The sequence below is a fragment of the Pseudomonas sp. PDM22 genome (assembly GCF_014851965.1).
Taxonomy (GTDB): Bacteria; Pseudomonadota; Gammaproteobacteria; order Pseudomonadales; family Pseudomonadaceae; genus Pseudomonas.
Window position 1 is genome coordinate 1,078,113 of sequence record NZ_JACVAR010000001.1, and the last position, 22,773, is coordinate 1,100,885.

23 protein-coding genes are annotated in these 22,773 nt (G+C 66.4%); 6 read left to right on the plus strand and 17 right to left on the minus strand.

The window, feature by feature from the left end; all coding sequences use genetic code 11:
• Nucleotides 1–90: 90 nt before the first annotated feature.
• From adiC to IB255_RS05235, 7 genes are all read right to left on the minus strand, one after another.
• The gene (gene adiC / locus IB255_RS05205) at nucleotides 91–1,602 is read right to left on the minus strand and encodes an arginine/agmatine antiporter (protein ID WP_192209845.1); all 1,512 of its coding nucleotides are present in this window, start codon (nucleotides 1,600–1,602) and stop codon (nucleotides 91–93) included.
• Nucleotides 1,603–1,753: 151 nt separating this feature from the next.
• Nucleotides 1,754–2,332 carry a DUF2846 domain-containing protein gene (locus tag IB255_RS05210; RefSeq protein ID WP_192209846.1) on the minus strand — a complete coding sequence of 193 codons (579 nt, stop codon included), beginning with the start codon at nucleotides 2,330–2,332 and terminating at the stop codon, nucleotides 1,754–1,756.
• A gap of 149 nt (nucleotides 2,333–2,481) precedes the next feature.
• Nucleotides 2,482–3,069 (minus strand): GNAT family acetyltransferase, encoded by a 588-nt coding sequence (locus tag IB255_RS05215; protein ID WP_081516445.1) that lies wholly within the window; start codon nucleotides 3,067–3,069, stop codon nucleotides 2,482–2,484.
• A 160-nt stretch (nucleotides 3,070–3,229) separates the two neighbouring features.
• Nucleotides 3,230–4,525, minus strand: coding sequence for an acyltransferase family protein (locus IB255_RS05220; protein ID WP_081516348.1), 1,296 nt, complete (start codon nucleotides 4,523–4,525; stop codon nucleotides 3,230–3,232).
• 51 nt (nucleotides 4,526–4,576) lie between these two features.
• Entirely contained in the window at nucleotides 4,577–5,734 is a 1,158-nt protein-coding gene (locus tag IB255_RS05225) for a phospholipase D-like domain-containing protein (RefSeq protein ID WP_081516349.1), read from the minus strand.
• Complete coding sequence (locus tag IB255_RS05230) at nucleotides 5,731–6,306, minus strand: YceI family protein (protein ID WP_081516350.1); 576 nt, start codon at nucleotides 6,304–6,306, stop codon at nucleotides 5,731–5,733. Before IB255_RS05230 ends, IB255_RS05225 begins: the two co-directional genes overlap by 4 nt.
• Nucleotides 6,307–6,418: 112 nt before the next feature.
• The gene (locus IB255_RS05235; protein ID WP_081516351.1) at nucleotides 6,419–7,324 is read right to left on the minus strand and encodes a LysR family transcriptional regulator; all 906 of its coding nucleotides are present in this window, start codon (nucleotides 7,322–7,324) and stop codon (nucleotides 6,419–6,421) included.
• A 109-nt stretch (nucleotides 7,325–7,433) separates the two neighbouring features.
• Between IB255_RS05235 and IB255_RS05240 the strand changes: the two genes are divergently transcribed.
• Complete coding sequence (locus IB255_RS05240) at nucleotides 7,434–8,933, plus strand: MFS transporter (protein ID WP_192209847.1); 1,500 nt, start codon at nucleotides 7,434–7,436, stop codon at nucleotides 8,931–8,933.
• Nucleotides 8,934–9,596: 663 nt separating this feature from the next.
• Here IB255_RS05240 and IB255_RS05245 read toward each other — a convergent pair.
• From IB255_RS05245 to IB255_RS05265, 5 genes are all read right to left on the minus strand, one after another.
• Nucleotides 9,597–10,196, minus strand: coding sequence for a YceI family protein (locus tag IB255_RS05245; protein WP_081516353.1), 600 nt, complete (start codon nucleotides 10,194–10,196; stop codon nucleotides 9,597–9,599).
• Between the two features lie 43 nt (nucleotides 10,197–10,239).
• A complete protein-coding gene (locus IB255_RS05250; protein ID WP_081516354.1) occupies nucleotides 10,240–10,587 on the minus strand; it encodes an amidase in 348 nt (115 codons plus the stop codon).
• Nucleotides 10,584–11,711, minus strand: a complete 1,128-nt coding sequence (locus IB255_RS05255) for a serine hydrolase domain-containing protein (protein ID WP_081516355.1) — start codon at nucleotides 11,709–11,711, stop codon at nucleotides 10,584–10,586. Before IB255_RS05255 ends, IB255_RS05250 begins: the two co-directional genes overlap by 4 nt.
• A 132-nt stretch (nucleotides 11,712–11,843) precedes the next feature.
• Complete coding sequence (locus tag IB255_RS05260) at nucleotides 11,844–12,629, minus strand: MBL fold metallo-hydrolase (protein WP_081516356.1); 786 nt, start codon at nucleotides 12,627–12,629, stop codon at nucleotides 11,844–11,846.
• 105 nt (nucleotides 12,630–12,734) lie between these two features.
• The gene (locus tag IB255_RS05265) at nucleotides 12,735–13,631 is read right to left on the minus strand and encodes an acyl-CoA dehydrogenase family protein (RefSeq protein ID WP_081516357.1); all 897 of its coding nucleotides are present in this window, start codon (nucleotides 13,629–13,631) and stop codon (nucleotides 12,735–12,737) included.
• 148 nt (nucleotides 13,632–13,779) lie between these two features.
• Between IB255_RS05265 and olsB the strand changes: the two genes are divergently transcribed.
• Both olsB and IB255_RS05275 read left to right on the plus strand, forming a co-directional pair.
• Entirely contained in the window at nucleotides 13,780–14,535 is a 756-nt protein-coding gene (gene olsB / locus IB255_RS05270) for an L-ornithine N(alpha)-acyltransferase (RefSeq protein ID WP_081516358.1), read from the plus strand.
• A complete protein-coding gene (locus IB255_RS05275) occupies nucleotides 14,535–15,302 on the plus strand; it encodes a lysophospholipid acyltransferase family protein (protein WP_192209848.1) in 768 nt (255 codons plus the stop codon). The genes olsB and IB255_RS05275 overlap by 1 nt, the downstream gene beginning before the upstream one ends.
• Before the next feature lie 161 nt (nucleotides 15,303–15,463).
• Here the strand turns inward: IB255_RS05275 and IB255_RS05280 are convergent, their stop codons facing one another.
• Nucleotides 15,464–16,324, minus strand: coding sequence for a universal stress protein (locus IB255_RS05280; RefSeq protein WP_225594652.1), 861 nt, complete (start codon nucleotides 16,322–16,324; stop codon nucleotides 15,464–15,466).
• 75 nt (nucleotides 16,325–16,399) lie between these two features.
• Nucleotides 16,400–16,993 carry an ACP phosphodiesterase gene (locus IB255_RS05285; protein ID WP_081516361.1) on the minus strand — a complete coding sequence of 198 codons (594 nt, stop codon included), beginning with the start codon at nucleotides 16,991–16,993 and terminating at the stop codon, nucleotides 16,400–16,402.
• A 129-nt stretch (nucleotides 16,994–17,122) separates the two neighbouring features.
• Between IB255_RS05285 and IB255_RS05290 the strand changes: the two genes are divergently transcribed.
• Genes IB255_RS05290 through IB255_RS05300 form a run of 3 tightly spaced genes read left to right on the plus strand, consistent with a single transcriptional unit; the run spans nucleotide 17,123 to nucleotide 19,743 of the window.
• Nucleotides 17,123–17,452, plus strand: coding sequence for an ArsR/SmtB family transcription factor (locus tag IB255_RS05290; protein ID WP_081516362.1), 330 nt, complete (start codon nucleotides 17,123–17,125; stop codon nucleotides 17,450–17,452).
• Nucleotides 17,453–17,499: 47 nt separating this feature from the next.
• Nucleotides 17,500–18,663, plus strand: coding sequence for an MFS transporter (locus IB255_RS05295; RefSeq protein ID WP_081516363.1), 1,164 nt, complete (start codon nucleotides 17,500–17,502; stop codon nucleotides 18,661–18,663).
• Nucleotides 18,664–18,693: 30 nt separating this feature from the next.
• Nucleotides 18,694–19,743: an alkene reductase gene (locus IB255_RS05300; protein WP_081516364.1), complete on the plus strand. Its 1,050-nt coding sequence runs from the start codon at nucleotides 18,694–18,696 to the stop codon at nucleotides 19,741–19,743.
• Between the two features lie 202 nt (nucleotides 19,744–19,945).
• Here IB255_RS05300 and IB255_RS05305 read toward each other — a convergent pair whose 3' ends face one another.
• From IB255_RS05305 to feoA, 3 genes are read right to left on the minus strand one after another with little or no spacing between them, the layout of a single operon-like run.
• Nucleotides 19,946–20,215 (minus strand): FeoC-like transcriptional regulator, encoded by a 270-nt coding sequence (locus tag IB255_RS05305; protein WP_081516365.1) that lies wholly within the window; start codon nucleotides 20,213–20,215, stop codon nucleotides 19,946–19,948.
• Nucleotides 20,215–22,509, minus strand: a complete 2,295-nt coding sequence (gene feoB / locus IB255_RS05310; RefSeq protein ID WP_081516366.1) for a Fe(2+) transporter permease subunit FeoB — start codon at nucleotides 22,507–22,509, stop codon at nucleotides 20,215–20,217. Before feoB ends, IB255_RS05305 begins: the two co-directional genes overlap by 1 nt.
• Before the next feature lie 6 nt (nucleotides 22,510–22,515).
• Nucleotides 22,516–22,743, minus strand: coding sequence for a ferrous iron transporter A (feoA, locus tag IB255_RS05315; RefSeq protein ID WP_081516367.1), 228 nt, complete (start codon nucleotides 22,741–22,743; stop codon nucleotides 22,516–22,518).
• Between the last annotated feature and the right edge of the window lie 30 nt (nucleotides 22,744–22,773).

A 22,773-nucleotide genomic window follows, 5' to 3' on the forward strand; every position in this document is an offset into this window, starting at 1 on the left:
TGATACGACTGGCGGCTCTCAAGCCGTCAGCCAGGCAGGCGCCTGCCCCGCCTTCAGCGCCATCGGAGAAGGCGCGTGCAGGCGGAGGGATCAGTTGGGGGCAGGGACGACGGCTGCGGGGGCAGCCGGCACAGTCACTGCGGCGGCAGCGGGTTGCGGTACCCGCGGCCGCAGGTTGAGGTTGTCGTGGCGGCCGACCGAGACCCAGAACATCGCCACCAGCGCGATGATGGTCAGTGCCAGGGTGCCAAAGCGGATCCAGCCCGGCGAGACGCCGCCCGGATGCACGCCGGTTTCCTCGACGGTGCGCATGCTGTTGATCGACAGCTCGTAGAAGATGATCGTGGAGACCACGAAGATCAGCGACCAGCGCGTCTGCTCGCCATCGGAACCGACCATCGCCCAGAGGCTGTAGATCGCGGCGATGATGCCGACGAAGGTATAGAAGCCATACTGCCGCGCCGGCATCTTCTGGTAGCCCATCACCTTGATGGCGATGGCCGAGTAGATGTACGGCAGCAACGTCATGATCACCGCGATGGAGGCGATCTTGCCGAACTGCTGGCTGGCGGTGGGCGACATGGTCGCCAGCACCTGGATGCTCATGATCGCCGCGACAATGGCCAACCCCGCCGAGGGCACGCCCTTGGCATTGACCTTGGCGAATATCTTGCCGAACAGGCCGTCGTCCGCCGCCGCCTTGGCGGTCTGCCCAACGAGCAGCGTCCAGCCGGCCAGCGAGCCGAGGCAGCCGATCGCCGCGCAGAGGGCCACGACGTTGGCGGCGGTATCCCCCAGCGCCAGGCGCGCGGCATCCGCGAAGGGGGCGCTGGAGGCGAGCAGGTCCTTGTTCGGAATCATGCCCATGATCGCGGTGGAGCTGAGGACGTAGCAGACCGCTGCGATCAGCACCCCGCCCACGGTGGCGATCGGCACGTTGCGCGCCGGGTCACGCACCACACCTGCCGACACCGACGCGCTCTCGACACCGATGAAGGCCCACAGCGTGTAGTTCAGCGTCGAGCCGACCGCCTCGAAACCGCTCTTGCCGGAGACGTTCCAGCCGGCCTTGTAGATGTCGCCGCTGAACCAGAACCAGCCCAGCAGCGCCATGCCGATGATCGGGAACAGGGCGAACACGGTGGTGAAAGACTGCAGCTTGCCGACCACCGACGGGCCGAGGATGTTGGCGTAGGTGAAGAACCAGATCACCGCGATCTGCGCCATGGCGGAGACCAGCGGGTCCTTCAGGCTGGGGAAGAAGTGCGACAGGTAACCCAGGCCGGCCACCGCCAGGCCGACGTTGCCTACCACGTTGGCCAACCAGTAGATCAGGTTGGTCTGGTAGCCCATGTAGTTGCCGAAGGACTTCTTGGTGTAGGCGTAGGGGCCGCCCGCCGCCGGGTCGATCGCCGACAGTTTGGCGAAGACCAATGCCAGCGACACGGCGCCGACGATGGTGATGAACCACCCGTAGAGGGCAATGCCGCCGGTGGTGGCGAGGTTGGCCGGGAGCATGAATACGCCCGAACCCATCATGTTGCCTGCCACCATCAGGGTGGCCGCCACCACCCCGATCTTGTTGCTGTCGGCCTGTTCCATAGCGTGACTCCCTGAATGTGGAGTCACGATTTTTCTGCCACGACGCAAGCCGCCGAAATCGCTTGGATTCCTAAAGCGGAGGTCGAATTTTCCCCTACCGGGTCAAGAGCTGCAGCTGTCTATTCCGGTCTTCGCGTGTGGCTTGGCAACCTCAGAGGCCGATGCGTTCGAAGAAGCCCGGTCCTTCGACTTCCTTGCCGCTGGCGGCGATGCTCACGGGCTCCTGGACCTGCCGCGTGGCGGGGATTTCCCGCGAGCCCAGCTCCTTGCCCACCAGTTGCAGCGGGCCGGCGCCCTGGCCGGCGGTGTGCTCGTACTTGGGCGGCGTGTGGGTTTCGTCGTAGCGCAGATAGTAGACCTCGCCAGCGCGGGCTTCCAGGGTGAAGCCGGCGATCAGGGTGAAGTCCAGGCTGCCGCCGGCGAAGAAGGTCCAGAAGCTGCCCAGCAGTGGGCGCCGCATCTGCAGCGGATAACTGCCCGGGGCGAAGCTCAGGGCGAAGTAGCCATTGCTCGGCAGGCTGCCGATCAGCTCGTTGTTGATGAACAGGCCGGGCGCTTCCAGCTCCTCGTCGGACCACTGGTTCTGCGGCCGGTAGATGTACACCGTGGCCTGCTGCGCATCCGCAGGCAGCGCGCCGAACGGCGGCCCGTCGACCGCGCCGAAGAACGCACCGGGCGAGCTGCAACCAGCGAGCATCAGGAAAAAGGCGCACAGGGCCACTCGGAGCATGGAAAGTCCCTCTTATGGTTATACCCGGAGCATAACCAGCGCTTCGCGCCTTGCCACCCGTCGAAAGTCCGGGTCGATCTCTTCTCGGCCACACCTGGGCCACCGGCGCAGACCTGTCCCCGATCCAGCGTCCCGAACACTGACGTGCGTCAGCTCAGGTCCTTGAGCCAGAACATCATCGACTTGGCCGTCTCCCGTTGCTCGCCGATATCCCGCCAGTGGTATTCGGTCTGCAGGGAGGGTTGCGGAGTGAAGCCCCGCTGCAGCCAGAAGGCGTCCGGCGAGCGGTAGGTGGCAGGTCGCGCGCAATGCTCCGGCGGCCGCCGAAGGGCGCAGAAGGCACACCAGTCGAAGCGATCCAGGCTACGCGCAAAGCGCTCGCGTTCCTCGAAGAAGCGCAGGTCGAGATCGGCGCTGCGGTACTCCGGCAGAACCACCGACTCGCCAAAATAGAAGATTCGTTCCGGGTTCCAGCCCTGCACCAGGAACGGCTGCTGCAAAGCCTCGGACTCGTCCAGCAACGGCAGCCCGGTCGAGGCCCCCACCACCCTGCCCTCATCGATCACCAGCACGCACAGGCTCCAGGCGGAGCGCACGTGGCTGTCGAGGTATCCGGCTTCGTACTCCGGGCTGCCGTCGTAGAGGTACGGATACTCGCGGAATACGGTAATACGCAGTCGCGCCAGATCATCGATGAACGGGCGAAGGGCATCGCCGCTGAGCAGACGGATATCCAGGGGCATGGCGGGAGTCCGCAGGTGCCGCCGCCGGCAAGGCGGCAGCAATGTTGAAACCTAGCATGGGCCGTGAAGCCAGCCGAAGTTCCAACCGCGACAGAAGCGTATCCCTGCGCGCCAGCCTTCAAGGCAGTTCGCGGGTGTGGCCGACGAACGCGCCTCAGGACTCGGTCACCACCCGTCGCCGCGTGGCGGGCGGTGCGGGCGGCGCCGGCAACAGGTGGCGCACCAGCCATTTGCGCACCGGCACTACGCAGCGTTCCTGCACCAGCACGCAACTGGTGACCATGAACAGCAGGAACAGCGGATACAGCCACAGCGACAGCTGCTGGTGGGTCGCCGACTCGACGCAGAAGGCCCAGTCGGCCAGGCAGTCGCCCGGCGCGCGGATCAGCTTCTCGGTGCGCGAGAACAGGGTGAACAGCGGCACATGCAGGGCGAACAGCGACAACGATGCAGCCCCCAGTCTCGGCGACCAGTGGCGGATCAAGCTGCTCTGCGGATCGCGCGGCAAGGCGCTCATGTAGACCAGCACCAACTGCGCCGGCAGCAGCAGGCCGTTATGCAGGAGGAAGTACCAGTACTTGGCGCCGTGGGTGTAGAGGTAATCGGCGACGAGGAAATTGGCCAGCACGAAAGCCCCCATCGCCACCAGCATCCCGCGCCCCGGCAGGCGGCCTGCGTCCTTGTACTCGCGGAACAGCCCGTAGGCGAGGATGCCGCTGAGGAACTCCGGCAAACGCAGCAGCGGGTTGCGGTGCAGCAGGCCGGTCCAGGGCATGCCGTACTGCTCGCTGGCGACCACCAGGATCGGCGGGATCAGGTAGAGCCCCCACAGCGCCAGCAACCAGCGCCACTTGTTCTGCAGGCGCGCCAGGCGCGGTGCGACGAAGGGGAAGCAGAGGTAGAAGAAGAACAGCGTCGACAGCGACCAGAGCGGCGCGTTGAAGGTCAGGTAATACGGGTTCCAGGCCTGCAGCATGGTGAGCTGGAGAATGCTGTTGAACAGCAGCTCGCGATCGCTCATCCAGTGGTGGAACAGTTCCGGCTGCAACCGACCGATGGCCTCGTTGGTGTCGTAGATGACGAAGCGCGGTGTCGCCTGATCGAGGTCCGGGCCGATGCCCAGCCCGCTCACCACCAGCAGCACGGTGATGGTCAGCAGGATCGAGAAGATGTGCAGCGGGTAGAGGTTGGACAGGCGCTTGGTGAAGAAGCTGCGCGGGCTCTCGCGCAGCTGCCCGTCGGTGACGTAGACGTGGCAGAGCAGGAAGCCGGAGAGCACGAAGAAGGTGCTGGTGGCGAAGAAGCCCAATGCGGTGAGGTCATCGAGGCCGGCGAACTTCTGCTCCGCCGGGTAGCTGTGCAGCGTGTGATAGATCACCACGTAGAGGCCCATCAGGAAGCGCAGCCACTCCAGCCCGATGAAACGCTCCTTTTTTCGTATGTTCTCCACGCTTCTCTCCTTCCAGGTAGGCGAACGACAGCTGGACGAACCACGACGACATCAGCGGCGGCGATCGAGGAAGTTCACCACCAGTCGGTCCAGCGAGCCCCACAGGCGCTCGCGCAGGCGCTTCCACCAGGGACGCGCGCGCCAGAAGCCCAGGTCGATCTCGCGGCTCTGTGCGAAGTCGGCGGCCAGGCAGTCGGCCACCGCCGCGGTGAACGACGGATCGAACGCTTCTACATTGGCCTCCAGATTGAACCGAAGGTTCCAATGATCGAAGTTGCACGAGCCGACGCTGACCCAGTCATCGACCAGTACCATCTTCAGATGAAGGAAGCGCGGCTGGTATTCGAAGATCTTCACCCCGGCACGCAGCAGGCCGGGGTAATAGCGCTGACCCGCGTAGCGCACGGGAGCATGGTCGGTGAGGCGCCCGGTGAGCAGCAGGCGCACGTCGACACCGCGCTGGGCGGCCTTGCGCAGGGCGCGGCGGACTTTCCAGGTCGGCAGGAAATACGGCGTCGCCAGCCACACACGCTGGTGCGCGCCACGCAGCGAACGCACCAGCGCCTGGAGGATGTCCCTGTGCTGGCCGGCGTCGGCATAGGCGACCCGCGCCAGGCCTTCGCCGTAGTTGGGGATCGGCGGCAGGCGGGTCAGCAGGACTTCCTCGCGCGGCTTCCAGGCGCGCACGCCGAGACAGGCATTCCACTGCCGCTCGAACAGCCGCTGCCAGTCGGCGACGATGTGGCCGGTCATCTCCACCATCACTTCGTGCCAGTCGCTGCGGTTCTCCCGCGCGGACCAGAACTCGTCGGTGGCGCCGGTACCGCCGACATAGGCGATGCGCTCGTCCACCAGCAACAGCTTGCGGTGATCGCGGTACAGATTGCGAATGCCGGCCTTCCAGTTCAGCGGGTTGTAGTGGCGCAGCTCGCCGCCCGCCTCCAGCAGTTGGCGCGTCCAGGCGCTGGAGAGCTTGAGGCTGCCGAAGGCGTCGAACAGGCAACGCACCTTCACGCCGCGCGAGCGCGCAGCCAGCAGGCGATCCAGCAGCGCCTCGGCGCAGCTGCCGCTTTCCACCAGGTACAGCTCCAGTTCGATCTGCCGCTCGGCGCTGTCGATGGCTTGGAACATGCGCGGGAAAAAGCGCTCGCCATCGCAGAGCAGGGCGAAACGGTTGCCCGTCCGCCAGGGGAAGATCGGCCCGCTCACCGCGAGGCGAAGATCAGCACGGCGCCCACCGGCACCGACAGGCCGATGCTCTTGAGCCCGGCCAGTTTGCGCAGCTGCGCCACGCCCGGCGCGAGGCCGAAGTCAGCGGCGTTGATCACCAGCGGCGAGAGCGTCACCACCTGGAAGCGATGCTCGTCCAGGCGAGTGATCAGCACGTCGGTGCGGTAGTCCTTCGCCTGACCGTTCAGCTCCAGGCGCAGCGGCAGGCGCGTTTCCAGCTGCACGCCGTTGGCGAGATCGGTGATGGGGCGCAGGTCGATGGTCGAGGTGATGCGCGCCTCGGGGAACTTCTCGGTATCGAACAGCTGATCGCGCACACGTTCATCGCGCAGCGGGATGCCGGTGCTCAGCGAATCCATCTCGATACGCAGCTCCACCCGGCCCTGCTCCTCCACCTTGCCGTGCATCACCAGGAAGCGGTTCACCTCGGCGATATCGGCGTTCTTGGTGGTGACGAAGGTCAGCCGCGAGGACTCGTAGTCGAGGTACCAGGCAGCCTGGGCAGAAGCGGCGAAGCAGGCCGCGAAGAGAAAGGCGAACAGCGAGCGCATGGAATCCCTTACATGGAAAACGGATGGATCAACGGCCAACGATAGCGGCCCGCCGTCGGCTTGCAAACCGGCCGACCGGCGAGCCCATTGGGCAGGCGTGAGCGCCAATGGTTCAGTCGGCCAGCAACCCGGGAACACCGGCCACCAGCGCATCGATGGCGCAACGAATCTTCGACGGCATGTAGCGCGTCTTCGGCCACACCGCATGGATCTCCAGCGGCGGCAACCTGCAGCGTCCCTTCACCACCACCAGCTCGCCACGCTTCACGTGCCGCGCCAACAGCCAGGTCGGCAGGCGTGCCAGGCCGAAACCGGCCACGGCGGCGGCGGTGATGGCCTGCAGATCGTCCATGCTCAGCTGCGGGTCCATCTCGATGCGCCTGGCGTAGCCGTCGTCATCGCGCATGTCCCAGGGCGAGGTGACGCCAGCCACGGAATAGCTGATGGAAGCGTGGCCGACCAGATCGTCGAGGTGGTCGGGCATGCCATGTTCGGCGATGTACGACGGCGCCGCGCCGATGCCGGTGTACTGCACGCCCAGCTTGCGGGCGGCGAGTGTGGCGCTGTCGCTGAGCGGGCCGATGCGCACGGCCAGGTCGATGCCCTCTTCCACCAGGTCGACGCGGCGATCGGTGAACGACAGGTCGATCTTCAATGACGGATATTGCCGCGCCAGCGCCAGCATCAGCGGCGCCACGCAGAGGTGGCCGAAGGAGATCGGCACGCTGACCCGCAGGCGCCCGCGCGGCTCCATCCGCCCGCCCTCCAGCACGGTATGCGCGGCGTCCAGCTCGGCCAGCGCGCGCACGCAGCTGTCGTAGAACACCTGGCCGTCGTCGGTGAGGTTCTGGCTGCGCGTGGTGCGTTGCAGCAGGCGCACGCCCAGGCGCGCCTCCAGCCGGGCGATGGCCTTGCCCACCGCCGAACGAGTAAGGCTCAGGCGCTCCGCCGCGAGGGCGAAGCTGCCGGCGTCGACCACCTGAACGAAGGTAGCGATGCCATCGAGACGGTCATCCATCACCCTTCCCCTTTGAATCCTGAAAAGACTCAATGATGGGACCAAATGGAGCCAATGGGGAACCCTGTTCTTTTCGACAATGGTGGCTCGCCCTATGGAGCCCACTCCCATGACTGCCCACCGCAACCCAAGAAACCTCATCGCCCTGGCGGCGGTGTGCCTGTCCTCGATGATGTTCGGCCTGGAAATCTCCAGCGTGCCGGCCAGCCTGCCGGCCCTGGAGCGCGTGCTGCACGGCGACTTCCAGGACCTGCAATGGGTGATGAACGCCTACACCATTGCCGTCACCAGCGTGCTGATGGCCGCCGGCACCCTGGCCGACCGCTTCGGCCGCAAGCGCCTGTTCGTCATCAGCCTGGCGCTGTTAGGCCTGACCTCGCTGCTCTGCGGGCTGGCGGGCGACATGCCGACCATGATCGCCGGGCGCTTCCTGCAGGGCGCCGCCGGCGGGGTCATGCTGATCTGCCAGGTGGCCGTGCTGACCAGTCAGTTCAGCGACCCGGCCGAGCGCGTGCGCGCCTTCGCCGCCTGGGGTGTGGTGTTCGGCATCGGCCTGGGCTTCGGGCCGATCGTCGGCAGCGCCATCGTCGCCCTGGCCAGTTGGCAGTGGGTGTTTCTGGTCCACGGGCCGCTCGCCCTGCTCACCCTGGCGCTGGCGCAATACGGCGCGGTGGAGTCGCGCGATCCGGATGCCGAGCGGCTGGATGTCGGCGGCATGCTCACGCTGTCGCTGGCAGTGCTCGGCACGGTGTTCTACATCACCCAGGGCGCCGACATGGGCTACGCCAGCCCGGCGGCGCTGGCCATCCTGCTGCTCAGCCTCGCGAGCCTGGCGGCCTTCGTCCTGATCGAGCGCCGCGTCGCCCACCCGATGTTCGACTTCTCGGTGCTGCGCATCCGCGCATTCTCCGGCGCGATGTTCGCCTCGGCTGGGATGAACGTGAGCTTCTGGCCGCTGATGATCTACCTGCCGGTCTACTACCACGGCGTGCTCGGCTACGACGACGTGAAAGCCGGCTGGTCGCTGCTCGCCTACACCCTGCCGACGCTGGTGGTACCGCCGATCGCCGAGCGCCTGGCGCATCGCTTCCACCCCGGCTGGGTGATTCCCGGCGGAATGTTCGTGATTGGCGCCGGCTTCTTCCTGATGCTCTGGGGCAGCAGCGTGGACCATGCCAGCTGGCTGACCCTGCTGCCCGGCTGCGTGCTGGCCGGCATCGGCCTGGGGCTGACCAACACCACGGTGACCAACACCTCCACCGCCGCCGTGCCCGCCACCCGCGCCGGCATGGCCTCAGGCATCGACATGAGCGCGCGGATGATCTCCCTGGCGATCAATATCGCGGTGATGGGGCTGATCCTGCTTTCCGGCGTCGCGGCCGCGCTACAGGGCGTAGAGAGTGGCGAGAAGCTGCAACTGGCGGCCAGCATCGCCAGCGGCCGGCTGGGTGCGGACGATCCGGACGGCGCCCGTGCGGCACTGGTGCAGGGATTCGGCTGGGTGCTCGGCTACGGAGGGATCGCTGCCTGGCTGTTCGCGGCGGGGAGTTTCCTGACCTTCGGCGCGCATCGGGCGGCGCGGCCTAGACTGGAGGCTGTCCAATCCTGAATGACAGGAGCATCACCATGAAAACCATCCTGCTGCTCACCTTCGTGATCATCGGCGCTTCCAGTTGCAGCGTGGGCTCTGGCTTTCGCTTCCAGCCCGATGTGCCGGCGATTGCAGTGCGAGCTTAAGGCTGGCTGTTTTCGCGATTGCCGCTGTGCCGTGCGGTTCGCGAGCAAGGACCAGGCGCCCCTCGGTCCTACGAAAAGCCACGGTCTCGGCATGGCTCTGGCTCTTGAAGACTTCCAGAGAAATACCCGCGCACTCCGAACGGCCCCATTCAGGAGGCCTCGTTGAATTGGAGTTTCAGGGGTTGAGCGACATGGATGTCGCGAGAGCCGCGATGGGCCAGGGATGGCCCTTCGTGGGGGGACGCCTAGTTCGTGCCCCTGAAACTTCGATTCAACGAGGGAATTTTTCGCCTAAGCGAAAAACCGGATGTCCGGGGCAAGCCTTTTGGTTACTTTTCGGGGGGCGGCCTTCCGTCGTTTGGAAAAGTAACTCGCCCGAGGGGGCGAAACCAGGAATCCGAGCGCACGCCGAAGCGGCGCAGAAATCCCCAGGCCAACGCAGCAATACAGGACCAACACCAGGAGCAAAAGAAAGCGCCGGCCCTGCCGGCGGATCGCGGGCATGGCCCGCTCCTACAGGGTCATGGTGCGCGTGTCACGGCGCCTGCTTGATCACCTGACTGAACCCCAGCACCGCAAACACCGGCACCTCAGGGGTAATCGAAGGGACGTTGGCGACTTCCTTGAGCGGCTCCAGCTTCTCTTCCAGGTCGAAGTCGATCAGCTTGAGCACCAGCGGCTCCATGGTCGTCACTTCGATGCGGCTCTCGCTGGGACGACTGACCAGCACCTCGGACTTGAGCCGGCGCTGCTGGCCGTGCAGGTCGAGGTTGAAATCCACGGTTTCCTGGCGCGACTGGCCGACCTGCAGGTCCTCGTAACGGCTGAGGTCCAGCTGGCTGCTGACGATCGCCTCAGGGAAGCGCTCGATCTCGAAGAAGGCATTGCGCATACGCTCGTCGCGCAGTGCCAGGCCGCTGTCGATGGACTCCAGCGGCACCACCACACGCACCGCGCCCTTGTCGTCGATCTGCCCGGAGAGGCGGTCGAAACGCTGCACTTCTGCCATCTTGCCGCGCTTGACCGAGACGAAGCTGATCCGCGAGGTGTCGCCGTCCAGTTGCCATTCGGCCAGGGCCAGGGGGCTGGCCAGCACCAGCAACGCGCATACAGCTCCTGTTACAAAAGAATGCATTGATCCTCCGAAGCGGGTCGCCCCGCTCCGTGGAGCGCGCCCGTCAGTGGCTGCCCGATTCGGGCAAATCGTCCGCCTGGGGCATCAGTTGGCATCCCTCGCGCGCACTGAGCCAGGCGGCTGTCTGCGTACTGCCCAGGCCGCGGGCGGTCACCCGTTTGCGCGCTTCGTCGTCGAGGAAGGCGCTGGTCGGCACGTACTGTTTGGTATAGGCCCGGCAATAGTCCGCCGAGTTCCCCATAACGTAGCGGCAGGAGCAGTACTCCTTGGCGGTATAGGCGCCGATGATGCCGGGGAAGGCGGCGAGGTGGATGCGGTTCTGCCAGGCCGTGGTCACCAGCGCGAGCAGCAGAAGGACCAGGGCGGTGAGGATCGGATGGCGGCGGATCATGGCTGCACCTCCCCGTGGGCGAAGGCCGCCTGGGCAAGCTTGAGGAAGGTGTCGTGCTGGTAGCTGCCGTCGCGGTCGTCGGCGTAGCGAACGATCACCAGCTTCTGTTCGGGAATCACGTACAGCGCCTGGCCCCAGTGGCCGAGGGCGGCGAAGGTGTCCTCGGGCGCATCCGGCCAGGGCGCGGGCGCACCGGCCACCGGGCGGTTGAGCCACCACTGGCCGCCGGGCACCGCCTCATTGGGCTTCTTCGGATCGGGCTGGTACTCGGGGAATGGCGCGAGGACGAATTTCAGCCAGTCCTGCGGCAGCAACTGGCGATCCTTCCAGCGCCCGTCGCGCTCCATCAGCAGGCCGATGCGCGCGAGGTCGCGGGCGGTCATGTAGGCGTAGGACGAACCGACGAAGGTGCCGCTGGCGTCACGCTCCCAGACCGCGGACTGGATGCCCAGCGGCTCGAACAGCGCGGTCCAGGGGTAGTTGGCGTAGTCCTTGCCGACCATCTGCTTGAGCGTGGCGGAGAGCACGTTGCTGTCGCCGCTGGAGTAACGGAAGCGCTTGCCCGGCTCGGCATCCGCGGGGAAGCCGGCGGTGAACTTCGCCATGTCGTCGCGGCCACGGGTGTAGAGCATCGCCACCACCGAGGAGCGTACCGGCGCGTATTCGTACTCTTCCTGCCAGGCCAGGCCCGAGGCCCAGTGCAGCAGGTCGCGCATCTTGATGTCGGGGTGCTCGGCGAAGGCCGGGTAATGCTTGGCGACCGGGTCGTCGAGCTGGAATTTCCCCTCGCCGAAGGCCACGCCGAGGACGCTGGCCATCACGCTCTTGCTCATCGACCAGGCGAGGTGCGGAGTCTCGGCGCGTGTCGGGCCGGCGTAGCGCTCGTAGATCAGTTGGCCATCGCGAATGACGACCACGGCGTCAGTGCGCACGCCCTTGCGGGTGCCGTCGTCGCGCGTGGGGAAGGCGTAGTTTTCGAACGCCTGCACGGCGGTGCCGCTGGGCGTGGCACCGTGGGGCCAGTCGGCCTCGGGCCAGGTTTCGCTACCGTGGGCGTGGCTGCTCAGCAGGCAGGTGGCCAGCGCCAGCGCGCGCAGCGCTGGGCGGAAGGGGGCAAAGGGCATCGGCGGGCCTCTTGTTATCAGGTCGGCCCGCACCCTAGCACGGTGAAGATGACGGATTAAGCGCCGATCGTGCCGTAATCAAGGACGATTGGCGCAATCGGTCAGCGCCGCGCTTGTTACAGCACGAGCGCGCTAGCGCGGAACCTGGTAGTCGTCCGGCCCCATGAGGTCCATGCCGCATTGCAGGTCGGCGATCCAGTCGAGGAATGCCGTGATCATCGGTTTGCCCACGAAGGGCCGGCCGTGCTGCGGGACGATCATCTCGATGTCCAGGCCGCGAACCATGTTGGCCCACAGCCGGCCGACCTTGTTCGAGGCCATGTAGCGGCGGTGGAAACCTTCCATGTGCGGCACGTGGGCCGCGAAGTCCTGCACCGGGCTGGCGTCGTCCACCAGGGAGGCGCCCATGTCGCCGGAGAAGAGGATCTTGCTGATCGGGTCGTAGACCTGGAAGTTGCCCACCGAGTGGAGGAAGTGCGCGGGGATCATCTTCAGCTGGCAGCGGCCCAGTGGTACCGACTCGCCACGGTCGGGAAGCGGAATGACGCGGTCATAGGTGGAGATGCCATGGCTGACCGCCAGGTAGCTGGCCGTGAGGTGCGGCAGGAAGCGCGCCCAGAGCTTCGAGCAGATGACCTTGGCGCGGGTGTGCAGCAGCCACTTGTCCAGCGCGGCGATGATGTCCGGGTCCTGGTGCGAGGCGAAGATGTAGTCCAGGTCCTGCAGCGGGAACAGCTTGGAGAGTTCCAGCGACAACGGGGTGTAGGTCAGGTCGCCGCCCGGATCGAGCAGCAGGCGCTTGTCGTGGTCGACGATGAGGAACTGGTTGGATTGCACACCGTCGCCGCTGACCAGGTCGTCGAAACACAGGCATTGGTGTTTACCGTCGTCGAACAGCACGATGGGTTCGCGTCGCATGAGGGGATTTCCTAAAGCAGTGGGAGGGAAAACAGTGGGTAGCCCTACGGAAATTTCTAGGTATCTCAGAAACTTCTGTAAGGCTAACGTCCCCTCCCCAAGCCCTCACTGACGTGGGTCAAGGCCTATTGCCACCCTCGCTTTCTCCAGGCGTTTGGCCCGTGCGGAGCCGGCGATGGCCAGCACGCCCTTGTCCCGCATCCACACCGCAGCCAGCTCCGCAGCGCCTGAGGCAAATGCGGCATCCAGTGCCGAAGCGAGGCTTTCGAACTGGCTGAACACGCCGGCCAGCAGCAGGTGGGTTTCCGGCTGCGAGGCGGGCTGTCGGCTGACTTCGGCGCAACCGGCGAGTACGCCGGTCAGGCGCAGGCTCAACTCCGCCGGCCATTGATGTTCCACGGCCAGGCCATAGAGCCAGGCGCAGACTGCGGCCAGCACATGGGTGTCTTCCAGGGTACGGAAAGGTTTGCTGTAGGCCTCCCAGCCATCGCCGGGCAGGCGCTCGCAATGGGCGCCATCGAGCAGCAGGCGGGCGTGGGGGATGTCGGGCATCAGCGGCAGGGCCGGCAGCGCTTCGAGCTTCGCGCCAGGGGCGCCGGCCTGCACCACGGTCATGGCGATGCGCGGCGGCTCGCCCTCCTCCTCGTCACGCGCGGCGACCAGCCACCAGGCGGCGCTGTCGGCGGCGGTGGCGAAGTCCTTGCGACCGTGCAGCACCAGGCCCTCGAGGCGGGTCTGCAGGTCGGCGGGGCGCACGCTCTTCTTCTCGGTCACGCACAGCGCGCCGAGGCTGCGCGGGGCAGCCGGCCAGAGTGCGCGCAGCGCCGCCTGATAGCCAGCGAGAAAAGCCAGCCCTGGCGAAGTCGCCAGACGACCGCCGAGCACCGCCAGTTCGAAGCTGCCAGCGCACTCTGCGCGGGAGAGCAATTCGGCGTACCAGTCGTCCAGGGCCAGGCCTGGCGGTAACCGGTCCTGTGGACCGAGCAGGCATTTCCAGGGCATCGCGGCGCTCCTTCCTTCGAGGTCGTTGTTCTTGTCATACAAGCATCACCACACCGTCATGGGCGTGACACCGGTCATTCCTAGCCTGAGCTTGCACAACAAAGCCGACCGGCCGCAACCCGCATGGCCGGTTCACGGAGGCACTCGCATGAGTCAGATCGCCCTCTCCTGTGACACCCCGGCACAGCGCCGTCTCAAGGCCGTGCGTCTGCGCGGCGCCCGCGCCCTGCGCGAAGCCCAGGCCCTGCGTTACCGCGTGTTCAGCAGCGAGTTCGATGCCCAGCTCAAGGGCGCGGACCTGGGGCTGGACATGGACGACTACGATCGCCACTGCGCCCACATCGGCGTGCGCGACCTCAACACCGGCGCGCTGGTGGCCACTACCCGCCTGCTCGACCACCGCGCAGCGCAACGCCTGGGTCGCTTCTACAGCGAAGAGGAATTCGCCCTCGACGGCCTGGACAACCTGCAGGGCCCGGTACTGGAAATCGGCCGTACCTGCGTCGACCCAGACTACCGCAACGGCGGCACCATCGCCGTGCTCTGGAGCGAACTGGCCGAAGTGCTCAACGAAGGCGGCTACCGCTACCTGATGGGCTGCGCCAGCATTCCCATGCGCGACGGCGGCATCCAGGCCCGCGCCGTGATGCAGCGCCTGCGCGACCGCTACCTGTGCCAGCAGAACCTGCGCGCCGAGCCGAAGACCCCGCTGCCGCCGATGGACGTGCCGGACAACCTCACCGCCGAGCTGCCGCCGTTGCTCAAGGCCTACATGCGCCTGGGCGCGAAGATCTGCGGCGAACCCTGCTGGGACCCGGACTTCGGCGTTGCCGACGTGTTCATCCTGCTCAAGCGCGACGAGCTCTGCCCGCGCTACGCCCGTCACTTCAAGGCCGCGGTCTGATGCGCAGCCTGCGCGCCTGGCTGCGCGTCGCCCGCCTGCTGTCATTGCTGCTGGTGGGCCTCGCGCTGGCCAGCTTCGTCAGCCTGCTGGAGCGCCTGCCCGGCGACCGCATGCCCCTGCGCCAGCGCCTGACGCGCTGGTTCCTGGCGCGCCTGTCCGGTGCCCTGCCCTTCCAATTGCAGGTTCACGGCGAGCTGCCACGGCAGCCGATGCTGTGGGTCTCCAACCATGTGTCGTGGGTCGATATCCCGCTGCTGGGCGGGCTGCTGCCGCTGACCTTCCTGTCCAAGGCCGAAGTGCGCCAGTGGCCGCTGGCCGGCTGGCTGGCGGAGAAGGCCGGCACGCTGTTCATTCGCCGTGGCTCGGGCGATGCACGGATGATCAATGCGCAGTTGGCCACGCACCTGTCGCGCGGCCGTTCGCTGCTGGTCTTCCCCGAAGGCACCACCACCGACGGCACGGGCCTGCGCACCTTCCACGGCCGCCTGATGGCCAGCGCCATCGAAGCCGGCGTGCCGGTGCAGCCGGTAGCGCTGCGCTACCGCCGCAACGACCAGGCGTGCGAACTGGCGCCCTTCATCGGTGACGACGATCTGGTCAGCCACCTGAGGCGCCTGTTCGACCATGATCGGGGCGTCGTGGAGATTCACCTGCTGCCGGCGCTGTCCAGCGCCCACCAAGACCGCAACCTGCTGGCGAAGCAGGCGCACGCAGCGATCCAGGCAGTGGTGTGTGAGGTTCAGGAAGAATCGGCCATCGCGGCCTGAGGCCTGCCAGGAAAACGACAGGAAAGACGAAGTGGGTTTGGAGCCCGCCGTAACCTACGGCCGACGGGTTCCCACTCTGACGAAACGGCTTTCAAACTGCGCCGGGCGGCACCCTCGAGCCGCCCGACGCAACCTGAAAACAGTCTCCAGACGCCGGAGGCTCAAGCCTCCGGCGGCACGACCAGGATGTCACAATCCAGTTCGCGCAGAGCGTAGTCGGCAACACTGCCGATCAGGGCACGCTTGATCCCACCCATACCCCGAGTACCCATGACCAGCAGATCGGGCCGATGCTTGTCGACCATCCGCTGCAACACGTTGCCCGGCAGCCCGACGGCCACCAGTTGTTCGTCGATGCGTTCTTCCAGATGGCGCTCGTGGAGGAACTTCTTCAGCTCGTCCACCGCCTGGCGGGATTCGCTGCCGACGAATTCGTCGATGCGCTCCTCGCTCACTCCGGAGTACTGCATCATGCCCTTGGCCAGTGGGCTGAAGGCGTAGACGCCCCGGCGCACGGCGCCTTCAAGCAAGCCCAGCTCATCGGCCACTTCCACTGCGTGAGCCGAGGCCGGCGAAGTATCGAGGGCGATCAGCAGGTCGCGGTACTGGCCGCCGGCCGGCTGGTTGACCACCAGCACCGGCAGTTGCCCGGCGCGCAGCACTCGCTCGACCGTGGTGCCGACGAAGATGTCGCGCAGCACGCTCTTGCGGTGCGCACCCATCACCAGTATCTCGCAGTCCTGCTGCTTCGCCGCGGCGAGGATCTGCTGATTCGGATCACCACGTTCCACCAGCAGTTTCGGGCAGGTGCCGCCCAGCTCGGTGAGCTCCACCAGCCGCGCTTCAAGCATCAGGCGCACCTGGGTGACTTCCTGCTCGACCAGCGCCGAAGGCTGGTCTTCATCGACTACGTAGAGCACGGTCCAGGGACAGGCGTAGCGCTTGGCCAGCGCTGCCGCACGGTGCAAAGCCTTTTCGGAACGGCCGGACAGATCCGTTGCGACCATTAACGACTTCATCATGCTGCTCCTCTCGTCGTCCTTCAGATGTGTCTATTGCACACGCTATGGGCCGTCGGGCGGTTGACGCATATCAAGTCAGGCCGGACCGTCCATCGTATTCGGCAGATTTCTGACGAAGGTCTGCAATTGGGGATAGAACTCACGGAAATCGCTGCTCAAAGGCTCGTACAGGCGATCCAGTTCATCCCAGGCGCCATCCAGCAGGGACGGCCTGGACAGGCGCCGGGACATCCCGGCGACCACGTCCTGCAGCACCTGGAACTCCCGATAGCTGCCCAGCCAGTCCTGCGCGGCCATGCGCGGTGCAATGCGCGCCAGACGCTCCGGCAGGCCGGGCGTGCGGCCCAGTACACCGTAGACCCGTTGGGTGAAGTGCTCCAGCGGCTCGCCGGAGAAACGCCCCCAGTCGCGGGCCAGGCAATGGTCGAAGAACACGTCCAGAAGTACGCCGGCCATGCGCCGACGCTCGCTGGGGAAGCGCGTCTTGGCACTGTGTATCAAGGCGTGACTGTCGGTGAAGGCATCGATGCGCCGGTGCAGGCGGATGCCTGCCTCGATCTCGGCGGGCCACTGGCCGGCCAGCGGTCCCTTGACGAAGTCGCCATAGAGGCTGCCGAGCAGTTGGGCGGGCCGGTCGCCGCCCAGATGAAGGTGCGCGAGGTAGTTCATGGGCAGAGAGTAGCGCGGGTGGTCAGCGGCTACTATCACGGGTGTCGATCATTACTATCGCCCCAAACGAATTCATATCGCTTTTGACCGATATATAGTTCGTCCCAACGCGATATACCGATGTGCCCCATGACTGAACAAACCCATCTCGATCCTGACATCGACCTCGAAGAAATCTTCAAGGCCCTGGTCCACCCGGTGCGGCGCGACATGCTGCACTGGCTCAAGGACCCTGAGCAGTTCTTCGTCGAGCAGGAGCACCAATCCTTCGAGATCGGCGTCTGCGCCGGCAAGTTCGACCAGCGCACCGGTCTGTCGCAATCCACCGTTTCCGCGCATCTGGCCACCCTCCAGCGCGCGGGCCTGGTGACCAGTCGAAAAGTCGGCCAGTGGAATTTCTTCAAACGTAATGAGGAAACCATCCAGGCCTTTGTTCGCCACCTGAGCGAAGCGCTGTAACCCGGCTACTGCCAGCCAAGACAATCCCACTCTCCAGGAGCAGGCAAATGCCCACTTCGCTTCTCGTCCTCGCTTTGTCCGCGTTTGCCATCGGCACCACGGAATTCGTGATCATGGGCCTGCTGCCCGAGGTCGCGGGCGACCTCTCGGTGACCATTCCCGCCGCCGGCTGGCTGGTCAGCGGCTACGCCTTCAGCGTCGCCATCGGCGCGCCGATCATGGCCCTGCTCACCGCCCGTCTGCCGCGCAAGACCGCGCTGCTGATGCTCATGGGCATCTTCATCCTCGGCAACCTGCTCTGCGCGGTGGCCGCCAACTACGGCCTGCTGATGCTGGCGCGGATCATCACCGCCCTGTGTCACGGCGCCTTCTTCGGCATCGGCTCGGTGGTCGCCGCCAGCCTGGTGCCGGCCAACCGCAAGGCGTCCGCCGTGGCCCTGATGTTCACCGGCCTGACCCTGGCCAACGTGCTCGGCGTACCGGCTGGCACCGCGCTGGGCCAGATCGCCGGCTGGCGCTCGCCCTTCTGGGCGGTGACCCTGATCGGGGTGTTCGCGCTGATCGGCCTGTGGAGCGTGCTGCCGAAGAAACACGATGAAGAAGCGGTGGACATGCGCAAGGAAGTCGCCGCGCTGCGCAACGGTCCGCTGTGGCTGGCGCTGGGCACCACCGTGCTGTTCTCCGCTGCCGTCTTCGCGCTGTTCACCTACGTCGCGCCGCTGCTGGGCGAAGTCACCCAGGTCTCGCCGCGCGGCATCACCTGGAGCCTGGTGCTGATCGGCCTCGGCCTGACCCTGGGCAACATCCTCGGCGGCCGCCTCGCCGACTGGCGTCTGGGCACCACCCTGGCCGGCGTGTTCGCCACCATGGCAGTGGTTTCCACCGTCCTGAGCTGGACCAGCGCCTCGCTGATCCCGGCCGAGATCACCCTGTTCATCTGGGCCGCCGCGGCCTTCGCCGCAGTGCCCGCCCTGCAGGTCAACGTGGTCCGCGTCGGCGGCGCCGCACCGAACCTCGTCGCCACCCTGAACATCGGCGCCTTCAACGTCGGCAACGCCATCGGCGCCTGGGTCGGCGGCAGCGTCATCGACCACGGCCTGGGCCTGACCCGCGTCCCCCTGGCCGGCGCCGTGCTCTCCGTACTCGCGCTGATCGCGGTGATGATCGCCTTCAGCGGCAAGCCCAACCAGACCCAACCCGTCCTCGACTGATCCTCCACCCTCACGCCCCGGAGTAACGCAATGACCACGCTTTTCGACCCCATCGTCATCGGTGACCTGGAACTGCCCAACCGCATCGTCATGGCCCCGCTGACCCGCTGCCGCGCCGACGAAGGCCGCGTGCCCAACGCACTGATGGCCGAGTACTACACCCAGCGCGCCGACGCCGGCCTGATTCTCAGCGAGGCCACCTCGGTGACCCCGATGGGCGTCGGCTACCCGGACACCCCCGGCATCTGGTCCGACGACCAGGTCCGCGGCTGGACCAACATCACCAAGGCCGTACACGCCAATGGCGGCCGCATCATGCTGCAGCTGTGGCACGTGGGCCGCGTTTCCGACCCGCTGTACCTGAACGGTGAGCTGCCGGTAGCGCCGAGCGCCATCAAGCCCGCCGGCCACGTCAGCCTGGTGCGTCCGATCAAGGAATTCGTCACCCCGCGCGCCCTGGAAACCGAAGAGATCGCCGACATCGTCGAGGCCTACCGCGTCGGTGCTGAGAACGCCAAGGCCGCCGGTTTCGATGGCGTGGAAGTGCATGGTGCCAACGGCTACCTGCTCGACCAGTTCCTGCAGAGCAGCACCAACCAGCGCACCGACCAGTACGGCGGCTCGGTGGAGAACCGCGCGCGCCTGCTGCTGGAAGTCACCGATGCGGTGATCGGCGTCTGGGGCGCCGGCCGCGTCGGCGTGCACCTGGCACCGCGCATGGACTCCCACGACATGGGCGATACCGATCCGCTGGCCACCTTCGGCTACGTGGCCCGCGAGCTGGGCAAGCGCGGCGTGGCGTTCATCTGCACCCGCGAGAAGGCCGGCGATGACAGCATCGGCCCGAAACTGAAGGAAATCTTCGGTGGCGTATACATCGCCAACGAGCGCTTCACCAAGGACAGCGCCAACGAGTGGCTGGCCAGCGGCAAGGCTGACGCAGTGGCCTTCGGCATCCCGTTCATCGCCAACCCGGACCTGGTGACCCGCCTGGAAAAAGGCGCCGCCTGGAACGAGCCGCACCCGGAAACCTTCTACGGCAAGGGCCCGGTCGGCTACCTGGACTACCCGCGCCTGTAACGGCGGGTTCCTGCGCCAATGAAAAGGGCGCCTTCATGCGAAGGCGCCCTTTTTGTTGTCCTGAAAATTCGCAGCCGCTCCTGCAATGGGCACCCAGAGTTACCGGTACCTGTAGGATGGCGTGGAGCGCAGCGATACCCATCGATGCGTGGCACCGACAGCATGGGTATCGCTTAAGCTCCACACATCCTACGAGCCGGGTTCAGGTGGTAATCCAGCGCAGGGGCGTGGCCTCGTTGCGACCAGCCAACCGATACCCCGTCGTCGAACACCGCGTTGCCTCCGCGCAGCCCTTGCAACTCCCGCAGGCGGCAGGCTCGGGGGCGATCTTCTCCACCACGCCCATCGCCAGCAGTCGCTCCAGCAATGCCTCGAGTAAAGCCTTCGAGGCACCGAGGCGCTGGGCCAGGGTCGGCACGTCCGCCTCGCCCATCTCGCCGAGCAGGTTGCGTACCGCGATTGCCGTGGCCATCAGTGGCAGCTCCCCGCCGGGGCCGGGCGCAGGTCACGCTCGCCCTCCAGCTCAAGACCCCGCCGGCCGATCCAGCGCAGGATCAGGAACAGCACCAGGTTGAACGCCAGCACCAGGCCGATGGCCACCGCGCTGTACTGCGGATGCTGGGCGAAGCTGAAGACCTGGTAGCAGAGGGTCGCCAGCGAGTAGGCGACGTTGAGGCCCCAGAACACCGCAAAGGTCATCCAGCCGCGACCGCTCTCGCGGGTCAGCGCGCCAAGGGTCGCCACGCAGGGTACATAGAGCAGCACGAATACCAGGTAGGCGTAGGCGGCCAAGGGGCTGCCGAACTTGGCGGCGAAGGTGCCCATGGAGCCCTCCTCCATCTCGCCGTCGGCCATGCTCGCGGCCACCGGGTTGGCCAGCACGCTGAGGCTGAACGAGTCGCGCAGGCCATCCAGGGTATCCGCGCCGGCTTGTTTCAGCTGGCCCCAGAGGTCGTAGCCGTCGGCATCGAAGGCTTCGCCCTGGATGTGTTCGGCGGTGTACAGGGTGTTCAACGTGCCGACCACTACTTCCTTGGCCAATGCGCCGGTGACCAGGCCAACCGTGGCCTGCCAGTTGTCCTCGTGCACGCCCATGGGTTTGAGCAGCGGCGTGACCTTGTGGCTAAGGCTGGCCAGCGCCGAGTCGGCGATGTCGCCCTGCACCGGGCGGCCGTCGAGGGTGACGCTGTTGAGGCCGCCGATCACCAGGCTGACCAGGATGATCACCGTCCCCGCGCGGACCACGAAGGCACGCAGGCGCATCCAGGTCTGCAGCAGCAGGCTGCGCAGGTGCGGCACGTGGTACAGCGGCAGTTCCATGACGAAGGGCGAGGCCTCGCCGCGCATCAGCGTGTGCTTGAGCAGCAGGCCGGTGAGCACCGCGACGACTATGCCCAGCAGGTACAGCGAGAAGATCGCCAGCGCGCCGTTCTGGCCGAAGAAAGCCGCGGCGAACACGGCGAAGATCGCCAGCCGCGCACCGCAGGACATGAACGGCGCCATCATCGAAGTCATCAGGCGCTCGCGCGGGTTGTCCAGGGTACGGGTGCCCATGATCGACGGCACGTTGCAGCCGAAGCCGACGATCAGCGGCACGAAGGATTTGCCCGGCAGGCCGAGGGCCTGCATCAGGCGGTCCATGACGAACGCCGCGCGGGCCATGTAGCCGGAGTCTTCAAGCAGGGCGAGGAACAGGTACATCAGGCCGATCTGCGGAATCAGCGGCAGCACCGCGTTGATGCCGCCGCCCAGGCCCTGGGCCAGCAGCGCGGTCAGCCAGTCCGGCGCACCCGTCCGCGCACCAAGCCACTGGATGCCGTCGATGAAGAGCGCCGAGGAGCCCTGGTCGAAGATCGGCTGCAGCGCACCGCCCAGGGTGATGGCGAAGAAGAACATCAGGTACATGACGAGCAGGAACACCGGGATACCCAGCCAGCGGTTCAGCGCAATGCTGTCCAGCAACTGGGTAAGGCGATGCGGCGCGGCCTGGCGGTGGTTGCTGGCGCGCTCGCAGAGTTCGCCGATCAGCCGGTAGCGCGCATCCACCAGCAGCAGTTCCGGGTCTTCGCCGCAGGCACAGCGGATCGCGTCGCGGGCGGCCAGCAGGCTCGCCGGGTCGAGCTTGAGCTGGCGGGCGCTGTGCAGGTCGCCTTCCAGCGCCAGCAGGGCCATCCAGGCCTGGGTCGGCGGTGCATCGGCGGGCAGCAGCTGGGTGACGGCGTTGCGCAGCGCGGCGGGATACGGCACGTGCAGCGGCGGCTGATCCGTCACGCTATCGATGGCGTCCTTCAGCGCATCGATGCCTTCGCCGCGGGTCGACACCAGCGGCACCACCGGGCAACCCAGTTCCTGCGCCAACGCCTCGCGGTCGATGTTCAAACCCTGGGTGCGGGCGATGTCGAGCATGTTCAGCGCCACCACGCAGGGCAGGCCCATCTCGCGCAACTGCACGGTGAGGTAGAGGTTGCGTTCCAGGTTGGTGGCGTCCACCACGTTGACCAGCACGTCCACTTCGCCATCGACAATGCAGCGCCGGGCGATCTGCTCGTCCAGCGAGGCCTGGGTCGACAATGTGGTCAGCGAGTAGGTGCCGGGCAGGTCCACCAGGCGCACGTTGTGGCGCGCGGTGCGGAAGCTGCCTTCCTTGCGCTCCACGGTGACGCCGGCCCAGTTGCCGACGCGCTGGCGCGAGCCAGTGAGCTGGTTGAACAGAGTGGTCTTGCCCGCGTTGGGGTTGCCGATCAGGCCGATGCGCAGCTCATCCATGGCGGCTCAGTCCTGCGCTTCGAGCTGGAGGAAGGCCAGGTCGCGGCGGCGCAGCACCAGGCTGCACTGGCGGGTATCCACCTGCACCGGATCGCCCAGCGGCGCTACGCGGCGCACCTGCAATTCAGCTCCGGGCAGCAGGCCCATGGAGAACAGTCGCTGGCGGAAGGCGGCGCCGATCCCGGGCCGGTAGCCGGCGATGCGGTACCGGCGTTGCGCTTGAAGATCGTGCATGGGGAGCCTCCGGGGCGAATGATCGAACAA